Source organism: Paenibacillus sp. GCM10027626 (genome assembly GCF_042676285.1).
Taxonomy (GTDB): domain Bacteria; phylum Bacillota; class Bacilli; order Paenibacillales; family Paenibacillaceae; genus Paenibacillus_Z.
In genome coordinates this window covers 273512-291384 of record NZ_JBHTHC010000006.1, presented here as the reverse complement: position 1 = coordinate 291384, position 17873 = coordinate 273512, and the positions used below count along the sequence as shown (strand labels likewise).

At 48.3% G+C, this 17873-nt stretch carries 13 protein-coding genes and 1 riboswitch; of the genes, 7 read left to right on the top strand and 6 right to left on the bottom strand.

Going from position 1 to position 17873, the window contains the following annotated elements:
• Positions 1–188 precede the first annotated feature (188 nt).
• Positions 189–1094 (top strand): phosphotransferase, encoded by a 906-nt coding sequence (locus ACFQ0N_RS14375; RefSeq protein WP_379327168.1) that lies wholly within the window; start codon positions 189–191, stop codon positions 1092–1094.
• Here the strand turns inward: ACFQ0N_RS14375 and ade are convergent.
• Positions 1078–2826 (bottom strand): adenine deaminase, encoded by a 1749-nt coding sequence (gene ade / locus ACFQ0N_RS14370; RefSeq protein WP_379327317.1) that lies wholly within the window; start codon positions 2824–2826, stop codon positions 1078–1080. The genes ACFQ0N_RS14375 and ade overlap by 17 nt on opposite strands.
• Positions 2827–2889: 63 nt before the next feature.
• Positions 2890–2988, bottom strand: a riboswitch (purine riboswitch).
• Positions 2989–3121: 133 nt separating this feature from the next.
• Between ade and ACFQ0N_RS14365 the strand changes: the two genes are divergently transcribed.
• Complete coding sequence (locus ACFQ0N_RS14365) at positions 3122–3442, top strand: hypothetical protein (RefSeq protein WP_379327166.1); 321 nt, start codon at positions 3122–3124, stop codon at positions 3440–3442.
• Between the two features lie 464 nt (positions 3443–3906).
• On the opposite strand, the gene ACFQ0N_RS14360 is transcribed toward ACFQ0N_RS14365, so the two are convergent.
• From ACFQ0N_RS14360 to ACFQ0N_RS14345, 4 genes are all read right to left on the bottom strand, one after another.
• Positions 3907–4341 (bottom strand): GNAT family N-acetyltransferase, encoded by a 435-nt coding sequence (locus tag ACFQ0N_RS14360; protein ID WP_379327164.1) that lies wholly within the window; start codon positions 4339–4341, stop codon positions 3907–3909.
• Positions 4338–4469, bottom strand: coding sequence for a GrpB family protein (locus tag ACFQ0N_RS14355; protein WP_379327162.1), 132 nt, complete (start codon positions 4467–4469; stop codon positions 4338–4340). The genes ACFQ0N_RS14360 and ACFQ0N_RS14355 overlap by 4 nt, the downstream gene beginning before the upstream one ends.
• Positions 4470–4501: 32 nt before the next feature.
• Entirely contained in the window at positions 4502–5317 is an 816-nt protein-coding gene (locus ACFQ0N_RS14350) for a VOC family protein (RefSeq protein WP_379327160.1), read from the bottom strand.
• Between the two features lie 746 nt (positions 5318–6063).
• Positions 6064–6231 (bottom strand): hypothetical protein, encoded by a 168-nt coding sequence (locus ACFQ0N_RS14345; RefSeq protein WP_379327158.1) that lies wholly within the window; start codon positions 6229–6231, stop codon positions 6064–6066.
• A gap of 211 nt (positions 6232–6442) precedes the next feature.
• Between ACFQ0N_RS14345 and ACFQ0N_RS14340 the strand changes: the two genes are divergently transcribed.
• Positions 6443–6904, top strand: a complete 462-nt coding sequence (locus ACFQ0N_RS14340) for a hypothetical protein (protein ID WP_379327156.1) — start codon at positions 6443–6445, stop codon at positions 6902–6904.
• A gap of 535 nt (positions 6905–7439) precedes the next feature.
• Here ACFQ0N_RS14340 and ACFQ0N_RS14335 read toward each other — a convergent pair.
• Entirely contained in the window at positions 7440–12233 is a 4794-nt protein-coding gene (locus ACFQ0N_RS14335; protein WP_379327154.1) for a discoidin domain-containing protein, read from the bottom strand.
• 251 nt (positions 12234–12484) lie between these two features.
• On the opposite strand from ACFQ0N_RS14335, the gene ACFQ0N_RS14330 reads away from it, so the two are divergent.
• From ACFQ0N_RS14330 to ACFQ0N_RS14315, 4 genes are all read left to right on the top strand, one after another.
• On the top strand, positions 12485–13450 hold the full coding sequence (locus tag ACFQ0N_RS14330; RefSeq protein WP_379327152.1) for a DUF1861 family protein: 966 nt from the start codon (positions 12485–12487) through the stop codon (positions 13448–13450).
• 15 nt (positions 13451–13465) lie between these two features.
• A complete protein-coding gene (locus ACFQ0N_RS14325; RefSeq protein WP_379327150.1) occupies positions 13466–15856 on the top strand; it encodes a helix-turn-helix domain-containing protein in 2391 nt (796 codons plus the stop codon).
• A 156-nt stretch (positions 15857–16012) separates the two neighbouring features.
• Positions 16013–16951 (top strand): ABC transporter permease, encoded by a 939-nt coding sequence (locus ACFQ0N_RS14320; RefSeq protein ID WP_379327148.1) that lies wholly within the window; start codon positions 16013–16015, stop codon positions 16949–16951.
• A gap of 19 nt (positions 16952–16970) precedes the next feature.
• The gene (locus tag ACFQ0N_RS14315) at positions 16971–17864 is read left to right on the top strand and encodes a carbohydrate ABC transporter permease (RefSeq protein ID WP_379327146.1); all 894 of its coding nucleotides are present in this window, start codon (positions 16971–16973) and stop codon (positions 17862–17864) included.
• Positions 17865–17873: the final 9 nt, after the last annotated feature.

The window sequence follows — 17873 nt, the reverse complement described above, 5'->3', positions numbered from 1 at the left end:
ACAAACACGAATTGTTTGCAGCCTGTCAACTAGTTATTATATGCATGTTTTATACAAAAAAAAGAGTTTCAAAATTTTCATAGACTCTATTCAACATCATAACAGACCGATTATTATCAGTCTATATTTTTCCTGAAAATTATGCAAAAATCTTCCTACGTCTATAAATAACTAGTAGGAGGATATCTATGATTCCAACCCGACTATCTGCATTCTGTTCCGTTGCCCCTCTATTCCGCCAAGTCACTGATTGGACACTACTAAGGAGCTGGTCGCTTTCCGAGGTGTATAGAGCAACCTTGCCATCAGGTGAAACCCGCATTATTAAGTGGGGTAACGCCGAGATGGCTGGCGAAGCCGCTATTTACCGGCAGCTGATTCATCCGCTTAAGATCAGCGCCCCGTACATTTACAGCGATTTTAACATGGATACTAGCGCGGTGATCATTATGGAGGACGCCGGAGAACATAATTTGGAACAGCTTCCCTCTGCCGCGGCGTTTCTTGAATCGGCACGGGAGTTGGCCCGGCTACGAAAGGCTGCAGCAGCTAATCTGGAAAAGGGTCTGCCGCATGAAGTCACGCTTGCTTACACCGTTTCCGCCGCAGAGTTTATTGCTTTATTGGATGATTTGCTCCGCGTGCAGCGTCTATCCGGGAATCGTGCGCTCGCAACGCTCCGGCATACATTTCCGGATGCTGTAAACGAGCTCTATTTGACAACTCCTCTTACTCTTGTTCACCATGATTATCACGCTAAAAATCTGCTGGTTCAGGGGCAGCGTATATTGCCCATTGACTGGTCGAACGCCTATTTGAGCCCCCACCTTGGCGACTTATATTGTTTAATTGCTGAGGCACATACATGGAGCGGTGTACCTAAGGACGATATTTTGCATGCTTTTCATTATGAGCACCATGCCGGACTGACATTAGAACAACTGAATTGGCAAGTGAATATTGGCGGCATATGCTGGCTGATCAAAACGCTGCGATGGCTTTTATATGGTGGGACTCAAATCATTCCCGGATCGGATGCCTGGATTCCCGATTTAATGTACGACCTTGAACAGCTCATTATTGAAGTGAACTAGCCTGAATGCCAATATGTGCATGCGAAGCAAATTCAAATAGGCCTTTATCTGTTAACTTCAAATGCGGGATGACAGGCAATGCCAAAAACGATAAGGTCAGAAATGGATTGAACGTCGCTGGAGTGCCAATTGCACGCAGCGCTTCATTAAGCTGCTTCATGCACGCATAAACCTCCTCGTAGCGCCATTCAGACAGCAAACCCGCTACAGGCAGCGGCAAGGATGCCAGCACCTCGGAGCCAGATACGACGGCCAGCCCGCCTTTCATTTGAATAACATGACGGGCTGCCGTCAACATTTCTGCATCGGATGCCCCTGCAACGATCAGGTTATGCGAATCATGGGCAACGCTGGAAGCGATCGCGCCATGAGTGAATTGAAACCCCTTGACAATGCCCAGCCCGATGTTTCCGGTAGCTTTGTGCCTTTCGATCACAGCAAGCTTTAGCTGATCCTTAGTTACAGAGGGGACAAAGCAGCCATCAACTCGATCTACAATTTCTTGGCGGTGAATGGTAACCAAGGAGTTCGGAATGATCTCGATCACATTGCAGAGGTCAGAGGAAAGCGGGATTGCAAGCTGTTGCTCACTCAACTCTGCAGTGTGAAAGGCGGTCAGCCCCTTATCCTCCGCGGCCGCTGGCGCTGCCGCAAAAGCCTCCTTTATGAGCTCGCCTTGGTCGACTACACATTTGCCCCGCTTAAACACTTGATGAATCGAGAAGGTATCAAGATCATCCAGAACGACCAAATCTGCTTGATAGCCCGGAGCAATCGCTCCCCGGTCGGCAAGCCCAAAGCATTCCGCTGTATTCAGCGTGGCCATCTGTACAGCCGTGCAAGGGCTAATGCCCTCTTGTATCGCCAGACGTACATTATGATCAATACTTCCTTCATCCACCAGATCGTCAATTAACTTATCATCCGTTACAAATAGGCATCGTCTGGCATTTTGCGCCGTAACAACAGGGACAAGTGCTCGCAAATCCTTGGCGACCGTTCCCTCTCTAATCATCAAATACATGCCCAAATTGAGACGATCCTTTGCTTCTGCTACATTGACACATTCGTGATCTGTCCGGATGCCTGCCGACATATAGAGATTCAGATCCTCTCGCGCAATTCCAGCCGCATGCCCATCTATACGTTTTCCATTGTTGTGTGCACTGGTAATTTTGTCCAGCATGCCCCGCTCCTGATTCGAAAGCGCAGCAAAATCCATCATTTCGGCCAATCCAATTACTTTCGGATGGTTATAGAAAGGGGCTAAATCTTCAGCGCCCACATTAGCTCCGTTGCTTTCATAAGGCGTTACCGGCACGCAGGAGGGCAGCATCGTAAAAATATCAAACGGGAGCTCCTCCGATTGCTCCAGCATATACTGAATCCCCTTCGTACCTGCTACGTTGGCAATCTCATGCGGATCTGTTATGACCGACGTCACGCCATGCTGCAGCGACACCTTGGCAAATTCGCGCGGAGTCAGCATCGTACTTTCAATATGCACATGCCCATCGATCAAACCCGGCACGATCCATTTGCCGCTGACATCAACGGTCTCTTTGCCTTCGTAGGAGCCAATTCCAGCAATTATTCCGTCAACAATGGCGATATCGCCTTGCATCGGCTCTCCTGTAAACACATTAACAATCGTCCCGCCTTTAAGTACGACATCCGCAATTACCTGCTTAGCCGCTACTTGAACGCGCTTGGACAGTGACGCAGCATTCATCGCTTGCATAGCAAACACATCCTTTTCTCGTCATAAATGCAAAAAATCCCGATTACAAAAAAATGCATACGAGCACTTCCTTGTAATCAGGATTTTACGGTTCCTGGTAGAGACCCTCGTCCCATATCGCGAGGTTATACAATACTAATTTTAAAGGATGCAGCTTGATTTCACAAGTGTCTCATTGGCCTCCAACAGAATGATCTCTGCTCTTGCTGTCAATGGATTTGATTCGTAACACCAGGCTGGGCCTCTGCATAGACTATTGCATGCTCAACAATACGGAGGTTATAGTATGAACTTTCAACCGACGGCACAGCCTCAAAGCAAGCCCATTTACCAATGCGACGACCATCTTCATCACACGCTGAAATCGTACCGGGAGCAGCTTCACCAATTGTGCGCCCACCATGTCAATCAGCGAGTAATGGTCGAAACGATGGATGGTGATGTATTCGAAGGACATATTGTCCACTGTGAAAGAGGAGTTCTGTTCCTGCAGCTGGCGAATGACGGCCATACCCGCGGCTTCTTTCCTGGTTATGCGAACCCTTATAGCAGCACCATTCTTCCGCTAGTTCTGTTCAACCTGCTTACCATCTCGCTGCTGTTTTAAAACTGATTGTTCAAGGAGTGATTACATTGTCCTTTTTCCCTCCCTTCGGACCGCCAGGAGGACCGCCGGGCCTCCCGCCAAGTGGTCCTGGCGCACTCGGAGTACCTGGCGGAGTTCCCGGCGGGCCGCCCCAGCCTCCAGCCGGGCCTCCGCCGCAAATGATTCCGCCACAGCCTGCCATTTCACCATTTGCGATCGACCCGGGGGCAATTTCCCGCTGCCTGTTCCGCTTTACGTATATTTGGCCGCGCCGCGGACCAGGCTTCTGGTTTTATCCCGTATTCGTCGGCAGGACATCGATCTCAGGGTTCCGCTGGAATGGTTTCGCCTGGATTTTTTCCGGTTTTGATCTGCAGAGCATTGAATCATTTTCGTGTTTTTAAAGCAAAGACAGGAGAGGGTTTTCGGACCTCTCCTGTCTTTCGTTTAAACTTTTATGAATACAGCGGCTAAAACACGCTTTCTCAAAACAGATCTTTCTGAAATACTACCTCATCTTCCAATATATATTTGGAGCGCTCATATGATTTCTGGGCGATCAGATTATGCTGGCCAGTGAGAATCTTGATACTTCTGACGCCCTTCTCCCGCAATCGCTCCTCCAGGAAGGAAATCAGCATCGCCGCTAACCCTTTCCTGCGCGCTGACTCCTCAATATACATCTCTGTTATTTCACCTTGTGCTTCATGATAGCAGAACGACTTGAAATACTGCGCACATGCGAATCCTACCGGCACCTCATCCAAAATGGCTACTGCCACTAATCCAGAAGTGTTTTCAAGGCTTTTTGCCACATCCTCTGCCGTAACTCCCGCTCCATTGAATGCTGTATTTAATGCAACAAGATGCGCTGCATCATTCACATTTGCCCACCGTACATATTTGCTTCTCTCTGTCACAGGGTTCTCCTCCTGTCAGCCTCAGCCCACACCAATGCTCGTTCCATCAAAGCATGAATAAACGGTTGCTTGCCTTCCTGATATTGATGAATGTCGTCTGGAAACGTTCTTGAAAGCTCTATTTTCAACTCGCCATATTTTTTAGCTTCATCGGGGTGTGTTAACAATGAGATACGTTAAAGCGGTTACCATCGGGATCATAGAAATGAAACAAAACTCTGCCTCTTTCCAAAAATCCCCCGACTTCTCCGCATTCAACGCCACTGTCCCGCAAAAATTGATGGTAGGCAAAGAAATCCATACGATCTTTGACCAGAGTTAAAGGACGAATAGGACCGTCAATTTTTCCTATGTACGCATCACTCGGAAGCTGTTCAAGTATCCAAATCGATTTCCCGTCACTGGAATGGTTCACTTTCAAAGCCAATACAAGATAGCCTTCTTCGGTGTGATCCTCCAAAACGCTCATTCCGACAAATTCTTGATACCATTTACTAGACACCCGCAAATCGCGAACCCCGATCCGCGTACAAGAAGGCTTGAAACCGTTGCTCTTAATAGTGTCGTCCCCTTCTGCCGTAAGCCGCGTCCCCTCGACGGTCGCCCAAAAATCAAAGTATTGTTGGCCATCGGGGCCAAAGTAAATGTCCGTGACCCGAATCCCGTTTTCACCAAAATGGTTATGTACTTGTTGTATATTTTTTGCTCTCCAGCACCAACGAATATGAGGATCAACGCTTCCCCTTTCAGCATAGTGAAATGGAAGCTTTTGCAATGTCAATACGGAGTTGAGCCAAGTTCCGTACCCCAGATGAGTCATTTTTCCGCTCTGTACCCGTTGATCCGGCCACCATGATTCCTTTCGCTTCACTTCCCAGTTCATATAAGTCAAATACCAGTTAATCGCTTGATCATGATTATCCCATAGCACATCAATCTCGCCACCATCATAAAACAGTTCTGGAACCACTTTCATATGACGACTCTCCTTTTATTAAAAATTGAGTTCAATGCTCCGCCGCTATACGCAGGAGTACTGAATGGTTTAGCTACAGATGAGAAAAGAAACAGTCGCTCCCAAGCAGGGAGGAATACAGGTACTTGAAGTGACTGTCGTTTATATAGAAATCTGCTTGAGTCAATCATTCAGCAGGAAGCGCTTGTGCATGGCACAATTATGTACAAAATGCAACATTTGCATCGGAATCTTGCCGTATTAGTCGAAAATGTTGTGCATTCTGCAACATTCATCGCCTTTAGGCCCTCTGGAGAAGCAGATTGTTGCAATTCGTACAACAATTCGGGGGATCCTTTCTAACAGCCTGGAATTTGTTGCACAAACTGCAACATCTGAGCGCATTTTCCCCTTCGCTGAACAATGCCGGGAGCGATAGGAAGGCTTGTCACAGCTCACCAGACATCAGCTCGCACTCATCCCTCCTCCGTTGTCTGCAAGTCTATCATTTGCAGATAATAATGTCCCCTGTCTATGGCAGCATGATAATATAGATATATTGGAGCGATATTCGTGTGGGACAAAGTATTTTCTAGGCGCTATGCCAAGCGGCCTGGAGCAGCCCCGGAGGATGTTCCACTTTCTTGAAAAGCCGGCATCTGCCGCTGATTGTGGCTGATGAAGAGCTTGCCAAACGCTGCGAGTAGCTGTTTCATGTACGCGGCAGAGCATGGTGCTGTAGGATCGAAATTGCTTGCCAACGCTGGCTAGGCTTTTCTTTTTTGCTTCGCCTTCATCATATATTTAATGATATCGATGGCGACAATCAACAGCGTGACCAGCACAGCTTGCAATAGAGGCTTGACGTAGCCCGACTGATCGTAGATAAAGCAAGCGACTACAAAGTTGAATATGAAAACACTAACGTAAATCATTCTGCTCCCCCTTTTTCAACAGCCGCAGATCACAGTTCCAAACATTAGTGAATCGATACAATTTTACCACATAATAAATTGACTTTTAATAATCAAGAAAACAGTAGTTGTATAAAAATACTTACATACTATTCTAATATGAGACCTCACTCCCATTTAAACGATTGAAAAAGCAGGTTTTATTATTAATTGGCATACGAGGAGGTAAATCATGATTCGTAATATCTTACTGTCATTTGTATTTCATATTTTTATCCTTGTGATGACCGGTATTCTATATTTAATGGGTAATCACCCGCTTTCACTCGTTTTAGCACTTCTGTTAGCACTACTTGGATATATAGCATTTGGATTTGTTTTTCTTCAGCCTATGGGGTCAGTCTTTTCCAATCTTCTCTCCGTATCCCTTGTTAGCTCGATCGGTTTATTAATTGGGTTGTATTGTTTGATATTCCCTAGTCAAATGGGATTTAATTGGATGTTTTTTTTGGGATATAACTTGTATTTCTTTGGTTTGTCACAAGCGCTACAATTTGATCCGGTATCTCCTGTTACATTTTGTTTTTTTGTAATCCCATCTTTGTCTTTGTGGGCCGGGTTACAAATTAAGGTGTTTTTTTATAAAAATCAGGACACTGCCAAGCGGCTTGTTCGATTTAAGCTGCGAAAATAATTTGCTGGCATGGTTGAGAAAAACGTCTGACGGGGTCCTTGGTGCGAAGCATCTAACGGACGCCACAGACGCTATTTCGCCAATAAACCCTCTTTTTGAAATCTAACGGAAGTAAGCGATCTTAATTGGATGTTTTCTTGCGAAATCGGGATCATCATCAGCAAATAGCGGCGCACAGTTCCGTTACAATTTCAAATTGTTCGAATTTTCGCAAATAGCGGCTGCTGCATCCGTTAGCATTCGTTCATCACGAACGAAGCGGACCCGAGCGGACCGTGGATCCGTTGATATGAACGAAAACGCCGCGAAAACCCGGCAAAACCAGCAAATAACGGATCCTGTGTCCGCGAAACCTCTGAATTGGTAGTATTCGACAAAATAGCGGATCGTATGTCCACTTGGCTAAGAAAACACTTGACGTACTCCTGCGCTAGGGCCCAGTTAAGACCACACCAGCCGAAATTTTATCTATAAAATTTAAAAAAGAGGGCAGCCCAGGTCAATTTGCATGACCCAGGCCAGCCCTCCTTATTTATTATTGCTTATTCAGCATGCGCAAAATGACGACTGCCGCTTCTGCACGTGAAGCTTGCGCTTCCGGTGCAAATGTTTGCTTCGTGCGTCCGCTCATAATCCCTGCTTCATGCGCTGCTGCAACATAGCCTTTCGCCCATTGCGGAATCTGCGCCGCGTCCTTGAATGGCAGCTTTGCAGATGCAGCCGGTGCAACTCCCATGCCGCGTATAATGATTGCGGCCATTTCGGCGCGGCTGATGAGTGCTTTTGGACGGAAGGTTTGGTCGCTATAGCCGGTGATAAGTCCTGCCTGAACCGCTTGTGCAATTGCCGGACGCGCCCAGGCTTGAATGTCCTTATTATCTTTAAAGGACAGCTTGCTGTCTGCGCCTTCAAGCTTCAAAGCTCTTACCAGCATCGCGACAAACTCGTCTCTGCTGATCGGCTTATCCGGCTGGAACAAGCCGGCAGTATTGCCTGTCACAATGCCGAGCTCCGCCGCCTGCTTGATCGCTCCTTCTGCCCAGTGACCCGTAATGTCCTTCAGCGTAACTGCTGTGCCGCCATTACCTGGCCCTTCCGTTACCGATCCTGTCTCCGTACCTGTTCCCGTCTCTGCTCCTGTTCCGGAATCTCCGCCGTTACCTTGACCTCCAGGATTCGTGACAGGCGGTGTTACCACCGGACCCGGATACCATGTCGAACCGCCTGACAGTGACTTGACCGTTACTTTGAACTCCTTGGTCTTCGTTACTTCGCCCTTTGTGATCGTTGCCGTAAGGACAAGCGATGCATCGGATTGTCCGGCAGCAGGCCGCTTCATCAGCTGGCCGTTTTCATTGATATAGGCTGCATCAGATGTGCTCCAGGAGATGCGAGTATCATGCAAGCCTTTGTGCGGCAGGCGAATGTTCGCTACAGCACCCTCTGTTCCTTCCAGCTTCAAGGCCGCGAAAGCATCCTCTACCGCGATTGCATTAAATGACTTATTAAGCGGATTGAGCAGTGCAGCCAGCTCCGGCTTGGATACGGACAGCTGATTGATGCCCGAAGTAGCTGCTGCGATAGCATCTTGAAGGGCCTGCCATATTTCCTTCGAATATTTCGCCGGATCAAATTTCGCATCTTCAATCGCTGCGAGCAAATCAATCACCGTGCGTTTGTTGCCCAACTGATTTTTCTCGCTAAATACTTCAAATTCTTCAAAGGAATAACCGAAGATCGTCGCCCGTGAAATGCCCTCGAATTTCACATATCGAGCCATAGTACTCGGGAACTTGATGATCTCGCGTCCGCCTTTGCCTTCAATTACACCATTGTTAGTTGTCGTAACATTGGTCCACTTTTCTTTATCCTCAGAGACGAGGATACGATACTTCGTAGCATATGCGCCTTGCCAGGAGATCGCTACCTTGTCAATTTCCATCGGCTCACCCAGGTCAACAAGGAACCACGTGTCGTCTACCCATGCGCTTGACCATCTTGTATCGCCGCGTCCGTCGACCGCCTTGTCTGCCGTTAGCGTAGCGGACTCCGGCTCGGACGATTCTGCATGTTTGTGCAGTGCCAGATTGCCATGAAGATCAAGATTTGTATTCCGAACTTCTACCTCATCGATCATACCCTTGAAGCCATTCGTTTCACTGCCGATACGTGCGATCGGCAATACGAAGGTGTCAAGTTTGGTTCCTTCTTTTAATGTAGTAATAAATTCACTGCCGTTTACGAAAATAGAAGTGCCTGTATTGTCGCCTGTCAGGACAATATGTGTCCATTTGTCCGCAGGAATCTTGTAATCGAACACACTCTTGTAATTCTCTTTGGTAAAGCCGATCTTACCGCTGTTGTCGATGTTATAAATCAGCTTTCCTTCCGGAGATTCAAGCAGTATAGCGTCCTTGGCATTGTCAGCGTCCGGCTTGATCCACATCGAGAAGGTCCAGCCAAAGCCCAGCGAGCGAAGCGGAGTCTCGATGTAGCTGCTGCCGCCTTTCAGCTTAGCTCCTGTACCAAAAATACTGCCCGTCAGCTCGACATTATGGGCAGTGCCATCAAAACCGTTACCGGATCCGTCCTTGATGCCCTCCTCGAAGTTATAAGAGATCACTTTGTGGTCGTCATTGTTAACTTCAACCTTATGAGACAGATTTACATTTGGAGGATCATTGTATTTTGCAGCATCTGCTTCGAAGCTTGCATAATCGCGATCCGCCCGCGTACCTGCCCACAGCTTCTCGGAAAGGAACTGCATAGAAGGCACAATACGTACGTGAGAGTCTGCCATCGACACGCCCTTTTCAATAGAGACGTCATTCCAGAAGGCAAACATGCTGCCCTTAACACGCGGATGCCCGAACGGCAGCTTATTGTTATCCCACATATTAGGTTCCCACGTGTTGTAGATGTAGTCATAATTCAAATAGCTGCGGTAAAGCTGCGGAACGACATACAGCAAATTCGTATTGGTGTTAATAATGTCGTAGCCGAGCTCCGCTGCCTGGCTTGCTCTTCCATCCTCTTCATACCAAATGTCCATCGTCGCTTGGTTGCTGATTGGAGTCGTACCGTCATATTTCGTCAGCACGCCCCACAGACGAGGCCGCTTGCCGTGATCGTTAATGAAGTTAATCATGGTATCCATATACGCACGGAAAGCTTCTTTGTCGCCGATGTATTCATCAGCACCAATGTTTACATCCGGACCGATAAAGGTCGGGTTATCGCCTGTGAGATACTCATCGAACAGGTCTTTGACGAACTGCACGGTTTCCGGTCTTGTAACATCAAGCATTTTGTTTTTGCCAAGCAATGGATCATAATCAATGAACACGCCGGAGTGGCCCGGTGTATCGATTTCAGGCACCACATTCACGCCGTACTCCATGCCCAGCTTTTGCAAATCTCTAAACTCTGCTTTCGTATAGTAACCGTCTTTGCTGGTCAAGCCCGGGAACTTCTCGCTCTCCAGGCGGAAAGCAGCACGCTTGCCGTCAGGCAGCGTTATACCTAAATCGTCGTTCAGATGGATCTGGAAACGATTCATCTTGTAATAGGACATTATTTTGACATAGTCACGCAGAAAATCAATCGTGTAGAACTTGCGGGCAACGTCCAGCATAAAGCCGCGATCTTCATATTTTGGATAGTCGCGTGTTACACCCTTCGGCATACGAAGATGATCAGCATCATGGCTAAGCAGCTGCAGGATGGTTCTTGTTCCATAAAATACACCGGTGTTTTCCGATGCTGCAATCGACACGCTATCCTTGATTTCAAGCAGGTAGCCTTCTTTTCCAAGAGCGGCCTGGCCTGCATCCAGTGTCAGATAGATGTCTCCGGCTTGCGGCTCGCCGTATGTAATCGGCAGTGATAAATTCGTAAGCGCTTGAAGGTCTTGTTTCAAAATGTTTGCCGTCTGCTGCAGCGCAGTCTGATCAGCGCCATTGACCACAATGCGGCTCTGCTTCGTAAGAGCAAATTGTCCATCAGCTCCTACCCATTCTTGAAGAGAAGGAATAACTCTTGGCGCTTTCCCCATCAGACCATGCTGACCAGAAACCGTTACAAGCACGTTATCCTGCAATATTAGAGCAGGGTCTGTAGTGCTTGCCACCTGCACCAGCAAATTCACATCTGCGTTGACAAGCGGGGTATGAATATTGCCGTTCAGGTCAATGACCGGCTTGCGGTCTGATCCTGCCAGAGTAACCTCATAGCCTTCGGGAACCTCAGGGAACACCAGCTTTGTTTGACCTGGCGCTACACTGAGCGTATCCTTGACCTGCTGCATAATTTGCGGCAAAGCATCTCCTTCTGCATATACCTCAAACTCCCAGAAGGAATAGCCGTATGTCACTCCGGCTACCGGTCTGCGCTCTACGCCTTGGAATTTCACATACCTCGCATACTGTTGAGCAAATTGGATGACATCAATGGCCTCTGTTTCTTCTACTTTTTTGCTTGGAGCAATAAGATTCTGGTCATTTGGCAGTGCATTAGTCCAGGTTTGCCCATCTGTAGAGAGCATAATCTTATACTTTTCGGCAGGTGTTTGCCAGTGGATGACCACTTTGCCTACAGTTGTGACCTCTCCCAGATCCACATACCACCATTGATCGTCTGTTTTCAGAGAAGACCATCTCGACGAATTGCCGTTTTGCCCGTCTACTGCCTTGCTTGCATCCAGATAATCCACTTCATTGCCGGATGAAAAGGCCTCTTTTCCGAGTGCGAGATTTGCTGGTTCCTCAGGCTGAGGGATTTCAGCATCCCCCTCATAAACTTCAAACTCCCAGAAGGAATAACCGTATTTGATTTCTCCAACCGGTCTCTGTTTTACACCTTCAAATTTCACATACTTCGCAGACTGCTGCTGGAATTGGATGGCCTGGGTAACACCCTCTGCTTCCGAAGCTCTTTGCGGAGCAGCAAGGGTTTGGCCTTTCGGCAGCGCGTTGGTCCAGTTTTCTCCATCCTCGGAAAGCATGATCCGGAACGTTTCTGCAGGTGTCCGCCAATTAATAATTACCTTCCCTACAGTTTTAACTTCCCCCAGATCAACCGTCCACCACTCGTTGTCTGTTCGGCCAGAGGACCATCTCGAATATTCTCCCATTTTGCCGTCTACTGCTTGGCCTGCATGAAATTCAGGTATTTCATTGCTGGATGACGTGGCCTCTTTTCCGAGCGCAAGATTTTCTTGAGTTGCTTCTGGCGGTGTTTGAGGCTCTGCAGCTGCGAAACCAGGCTCAAAACCGCCCGTCATGAAAGCGATCACAAATACTAGCAACATTATGGCTGCTTTACGTTTCATTACTATTCTGTCCTCCTGTCATAATTAATCCCACCCTGTCAAAGCGCTTTCAATGATAATTATAAGCAGATCTGTGTTTGTACTTCGATATACTCCTTTTTACTTTCATATACAATTGTTGATACAGCGGAGCCGGAGAACCACATGTCAGATTATTAACAAAAGCCCGAATCGGTAAATTTCGCACTATTTCATTGCTGCCATTGCCGGTACAGTCAGTATCAGGAGATACTGAGGAGGCTGAAAGATTCATGAAGCTGATTGATTTGCGGCAGCAATTTGAACAGGACAAAAAAATCTATGAAAGCGTCAAGCTTGACTTCCGCGGGGTCGAGGGATACGATGTCTACAACGTGTCCATCCCCTTTACCTGGAAGGGGTCGGACTATATATTCGGACGTGTGGAACGCCGGGGTGAATGGGCGCGCTCCTGGACCAGACTGTTTTCCAGGACAGCGAAGGATGAGTGGACACTCGTTCCCGGATCAATGATCTACCAGCTGGAAGACCCTTATATTAGCATTATTGGAGAGCAGCTTGTTATGGGCGGAACACATGTTCGCTTTTCCGAATCGGCCATTGACACCTACTACGGTTATTTCTATAAAGGAACTGACATCCATGACCTGTACTATTTTACGACCGGTCCCGATTATATGAAGGATATTCGGTTGGTGGAGATGGATCAGGGAAGGATCGGTGTATTCTCGCGCCCGCGCAGCGAGGAAATCCGGCGAAAGTACGGCTCGGAGTCACTGGTCGGGTTTACGATTATCAACAGTCTGGACGAGTTGACGGCTGAGGTTGTTGAGAACGCTCCATATATCCCGGATTTGTTTGGAGAAAATGAGTGGGGCGGCTGCAATCAGGCCTACTATCTGGATAGCGGCCATATCGGGGTTATCGGCCACCGATGCTACAAGACGGTTGGAGACGACGGACAGACTGTACTCGTCTATATGAACTCCTCTTTTGTACTGGATGTTGCCTCGCATAAGGCGCTTAACCACCAAATTATCGGCACCCGCTCCTGCTACCCGGACGGCCCCGCCAAAAAGCCCGATTTGACTGATTGTGCCTTTACCTCCGGGATCGTCATGCGCGAGGACGGCAAAGCCGATTTATATAGCGGCATCGGCGACACTGAGGCTGGCAGAATCGTCATTGATTATCCATTCGCGGGATACGGCCGCATCGTCACGCCAAATCAACGCTAGTTTAGGGGAGATAGAATGGAAAGGACAGAGAAAAAGAGCATTCAGAATTACTTTCGCAGCATGGCAGACATCAGATTGCACATCCGCCGCAAGTCGGTGCTTCTCAAAACTGTCTTTTCCTACATTATTATCGGCTCCATTCTGATTGCGCTGCTCTCCTCCGTTCTGTACAGCAAATTCTCCAACAATAGCGTACAGGAGATCAAGAAGGTTACGGTAGACAGTCTGGAGCATACCGCCAATACCTTCAACGAGTTATGGAATACGACCTTCCACTATATGTACAAGGAGTTTCGGACCAACGGCACCTTGCTGGATGCGATGATCCGCACCGATCTCACCGCCATTGATTATGGCCGCATTTCATCTAGCCTGAACGAGATCATCACGAACTACACCCTGTTTGATTCTGTGTATGTGTACAATTCCGATGCCGGCCTTATGTTCTCATCGATCGGACCTGTACGCAGCCGGCCGGACTTTTACGATCAGGACATTTATGAGTATTTGCAAAATCATGACCAGACGGGGGAGCTCGGAAGCCGCCTGGTTGTGCGTGAGGCCAACACCGTCAATGGCGCGAGCGTTCAGAACAAAAAGCTTATTACCGTTATATTCAGCGATGACAACTTGAAAAGTGCGCTGATTTACAATATTGACGAGCGCCTGCTCCGCAATATGATTGTCAGTAAAAATAGTGCCGGCACGAGCGCGCTCCTCATTATCGACCAGGATGGGAGAGTCATTTCCCGTTCGGATCCGGGAGCAATTTTGCCGGATTTGCATGGCGCAGGTTTTATCCAGCGCATCCTGGCCAGCCCCGATGCCAGCGGCTATTTCAATCAATCCGGCAGCAGTCAGGACCAGCTGATCTCGTATTACAGGCTGAATGCAAGCGGCCTGATGAATTGGAGCTTCGTCAGTGTGAGCAATTACAGCGTGCTTACCCGGTCGGTCAAAGATTTGCAAAAGTACATTATGGTGATGACCGGCCTGTTTGTCCTGCTCAGCATTGCCATCGCCGGCTGGTTTACCCGTCACTTGTACGCTCCGGTCAGCCGGTTGTTAGCATGGAGCAAAGGAAAGGTGCCGCCTGATGAGCAGGGACCAGCTGCGCTTAATGAATACGATTATTTAAGCCGTGTTTATGAATCGCTGAATGGCGATATTGAGCTTTACAAGTCTGAACAGCACCGCAATCGCTCTCTGCTGCGAAACCAGTTTTTCATGAAAGCCTTGCATGGCAGCTACATCCATCCTGATGAATGGCATCATCAGTCCGGCATGCTCGGATCGAGCGACGACAAATTTTTGACAGTGGTGTTTATGGTTGACCAAAGCCGGGATATTGCTGCCAGACAGTCGCTGAAAGCACTGTCGCTATACCGGTTTAGCGCGGCCAATATTGCGGAGGAAATATTGAGCGAGGTACTGCCGGCGGCAGCGGTAGAGGTCGGAGAGGATCAAGTTGTCGTCATTATAAACATGAGCCGGACTGCAGAAAAGCCTGTTCAATTGCTGGAGCAAATTCAGGCAGCCTGCCAATCCTACCTGAAATTATCGTTATCGGTCAGCGTAGGCACAACCGAAAAAGGGCTCAAGGGCATTCATACGTCGTATGTGCATGCCCTGCAAGCCGCGGAATACTGCTTTGTGTACGGCTATGGCAGCGTCCTCGACTATACAGGTACCGTAGCGGCCCGCCAGGAAGAGTACCAGTACCCCTTTGGACTGGAAAAGCAAATCATCGACGCCCTAAAAAGCGCAGATGACGATAAAGTGACTGCCGGCCTGGAATCGTTTATCTCAGCTATATCACCTTTTACCTGTCAAGAGATGATGCTGGCGTTGAATCAGCTTGCGATCATGTCCGCACGGACGGTCAGCAATCTGTTCGAGCCTGAGGAGCTGCATGAGCTTGGAATTGAGACGGACTATTGGCAGACCAATAAAATGATGGACCGGCAGGATACGCTGCTCGAAAGAAAAGCAAAGCTGCTGCAGCTGTATCAGCAAGCGATGGCAGGCATCCGGCGCAAAAAGGATTCCCGCTATGGCGGCATGGCCGCGCAAATTCAAGCCTATATCGAGGAGCACTTTGCCGATCCGGCGCTTAATGTCGATTTCTTGGCCGGATTGGTCAAGCTTTCTCCCAATTATTTGCGTACGCTGTTCAAGTCGCAGACCGGGCAAACGCTGTCCAGTTATATAAGTGAACAACGCTTCAGCAAAGCCAAAAGCCTGCTGATCGAAACAGACCATACTGTCAACCAGATTGCCGAGATCGCCGGCTTTCAAAGCAGCGGCTATTTTTATACCGCATTCAAGAAGGAAACGAAGCTGACGCCGGATGAATTCCGCAAGCAGTTCGGTAACAACCATGCAGACGAGGGTCATGGCGAATAAACGCGCCGCCTCGTCTTTTTTGAGCCCGTTTTACCGGCTCAGAATTTTAACAATGGGGGATTTCGATAGATATTGCACTGGTTTTGAGCGATTGTGGGCCGTAAATTGAATATAAGAATGCAATGAATGCAGAACATGAAAGGAAGTCGAGCACGCATGAAGGTTCCCGCCGCTCAAGCCACGTTCATACGCGAAATACTGAAAAACAAATATCTGTATGCCATGCTGCTTCCCGGGGCGCTATTTTTCTTCATCTTCAACTACTTGCCACTGGTCGGTCTCTATTATGCCTTTGTCGATTTCAACCCGCTTGCCGGCTTATACGGCCTGAAAAGCGAATTTGTCGGGCTGTTCAATCTAAAGTTTTTCTTCACCTCCGACGATTGGATTCATATTACGGTTAACACCATTTATTTGAATGCCCTGTTTATTGTAACCGGCCTCATCGTCCAAATGCTGATGGCGATTGGCTTGAATGAGCTGCGGATCAAATTTTTCTCCAAGACGTTCCAGTCGCTCATGTTTCTGCCCAATTTTATTTCCTGGACAGTTGTAGCCGTATTTGCCACTTCGCTCTTCGCTACGGACGGCGGTCTGATGAACCAGCTGCTCTCCGCCCTTGGTCTGCAGGCGATCAACTTTTATCAGGACCCGGATGTATGGCCTGTGCTGCTCGTTTTCCTGCGCTTATGGAAAGGCGTCGGCTTCGGCACTGTCATCTATTTGGCGACGATAACAGGCATTGACCAGGAAATCTATGAAGCGGCCAAAATTGACGGCGCCAGCCGGTTTCAAGCGATCTGGCGCATTACTGTACCGATGCTGCGCACGACGACGATTATGCTGTTTATACTAAGTGTCGGCAGCATTATCGTAGGTGATTTCGGCATGATTTACGCGCTGATTGGCGACAACCCACTATTGCGCCCTACGACCGATATTATTGATACGTACGTATACCGCGCTCTGCGTGTTGACGGCAATATCGGCATGTCGTCGGCCGTATCGCTCTTCCAATCGGTAATCGGCTTTATTATGGTCATAACTGCGAACGGCATCGTCAAAAAGCTGGACAAAGATTCCGCATTGTTTTAACGCGAAAGGATGAACCATGATGGATAAGCCCACATTAGGCGATAAAATCTTAACCGGATTTTTATATCTTTGTACCGGGGCATTCGCTTTATTTTGCCTGTTCCCTCTCTGGGTAGCGCTCGTATCATCATTCAGCGATGAGATGAGCATGGTCAGACATGGCTACGGGCTCTGGCCGAAGGAGTTTAGTTTGGCGGCCTACAAGCTGGTCTTTACAGGCACTGACTCTGTCATGCAGGCGTACCTGATCACGATCATTTCGACAGCCGCCGGTACGCTGTTAACCTTGATTCTGACAGCTGCCTTTGCATACCCGCTGACCGTCAAAACGCTCAAATACCGCAACAGCATCGGTCTGTTCGCCTATGCAACGATGCTGTTTAACGGCGGCCTGGTGCCTGCTTATATTTTGACGACCAAGCTGCTGCATCTGCAAAATAATATATTGGTACTCATTATCCCCGCCGCTCTAAACGCCTACAACGTCTTTCTGATGCGCAATTACTTCGCAACCTTGCCGGAGGCGCTATCAGAATCGGCCAAAATCGACGGTGCGAATGATATGTACATTTTCGTCAAAATTATCGTGCCGCTGTCCAAGCCAATATTGGCGACCATCGGCCTGTTCGCAGCGATGGGCTATTGGAACGAATGGTTCAAGGTACTCCTATTCATTGATGATCAAAAGCTGTACACGCTGCAATTTCTCATTATGAAAATCCAGACACAAGTCGACTTTCTGCAGTCCTCGCTAGGCTCCAAAGCGCGGGCGGCGCTGGGCGGGCAATCTATACCGTCCGTCGGCGTACGAATGGCTACGGCTATGATCAGCATCGGCCCGATCATCCTGCTCTACCCGTTCCTGCAGAAGTATTTTCTCAAGGGAATTACGATCGGGGCGGTAAAGGGGTAAGACCTGCTT

Excerpts from the sequence above, each read along its gene's own strand:
- ade (WP_379327317.1), bottom strand. The coding sequence starts at position 2,826 with ATGAATGCTGCGTCACTGTCCAAGCGCGTTCAAGTAGCGGCTAAGCAG.
- ACFQ0N_RS14325 (WP_379327150.1), top strand. The coding sequence starts at position 13,466 with ATGGAAAGGACAGAGAAAAAGAGCATTCAGAATTACTTTCGCAGCATG.
- ACFQ0N_RS14375 (WP_379327168.1), top strand. The coding sequence starts at position 189 with ATGATTCCAACCCGACTATCTGCATTCTGTTCCGTTGCCCCTCTATTC.
- ACFQ0N_RS14335 (WP_379327154.1), bottom strand. The coding sequence starts at position 12,233 with ATGAAACGTAAAGCAGCCATAATGTTGCTAGTATTTGTGATCGCTTTC.
- ACFQ0N_RS14315 (WP_379327146.1), top strand. The coding sequence starts at position 16,971 with ATGGATAAGCCCACATTAGGCGATAAAATCTTAACCGGATTTTTATAT.
- ACFQ0N_RS14340 (WP_379327156.1), top strand. The coding sequence starts at position 6,443 with ATGATTCGTAATATCTTACTGTCATTTGTATTTCATATTTTTATCCTT.
- ACFQ0N_RS14365 (WP_379327166.1), top strand. The coding sequence starts at position 3,122 with ATGAACTTTCAACCGACGGCACAGCCTCAAAGCAAGCCCATTTACCAA.
- ACFQ0N_RS14330 (WP_379327152.1), top strand. The coding sequence starts at position 12,485 with ATGAAGCTGATTGATTTGCGGCAGCAATTTGAACAGGACAAAAAAATC.
- ACFQ0N_RS14345 (WP_379327158.1), bottom strand. The coding sequence starts at position 6,231 with ATGATTTACGTTAGTGTTTTCATATTCAACTTTGTAGTCGCTTGCTTT.
- ACFQ0N_RS14320 (WP_379327148.1), top strand. The coding sequence starts at position 16,013 with ATGAAGGTTCCCGCCGCTCAAGCCACGTTCATACGCGAAATACTGAAA.
- ACFQ0N_RS14350 (WP_379327160.1), bottom strand. The coding sequence starts at position 5,317 with ATGAAAGTGGTTCCAGAACTGTTTTATGATGGTGGCGAGATTGATGTG.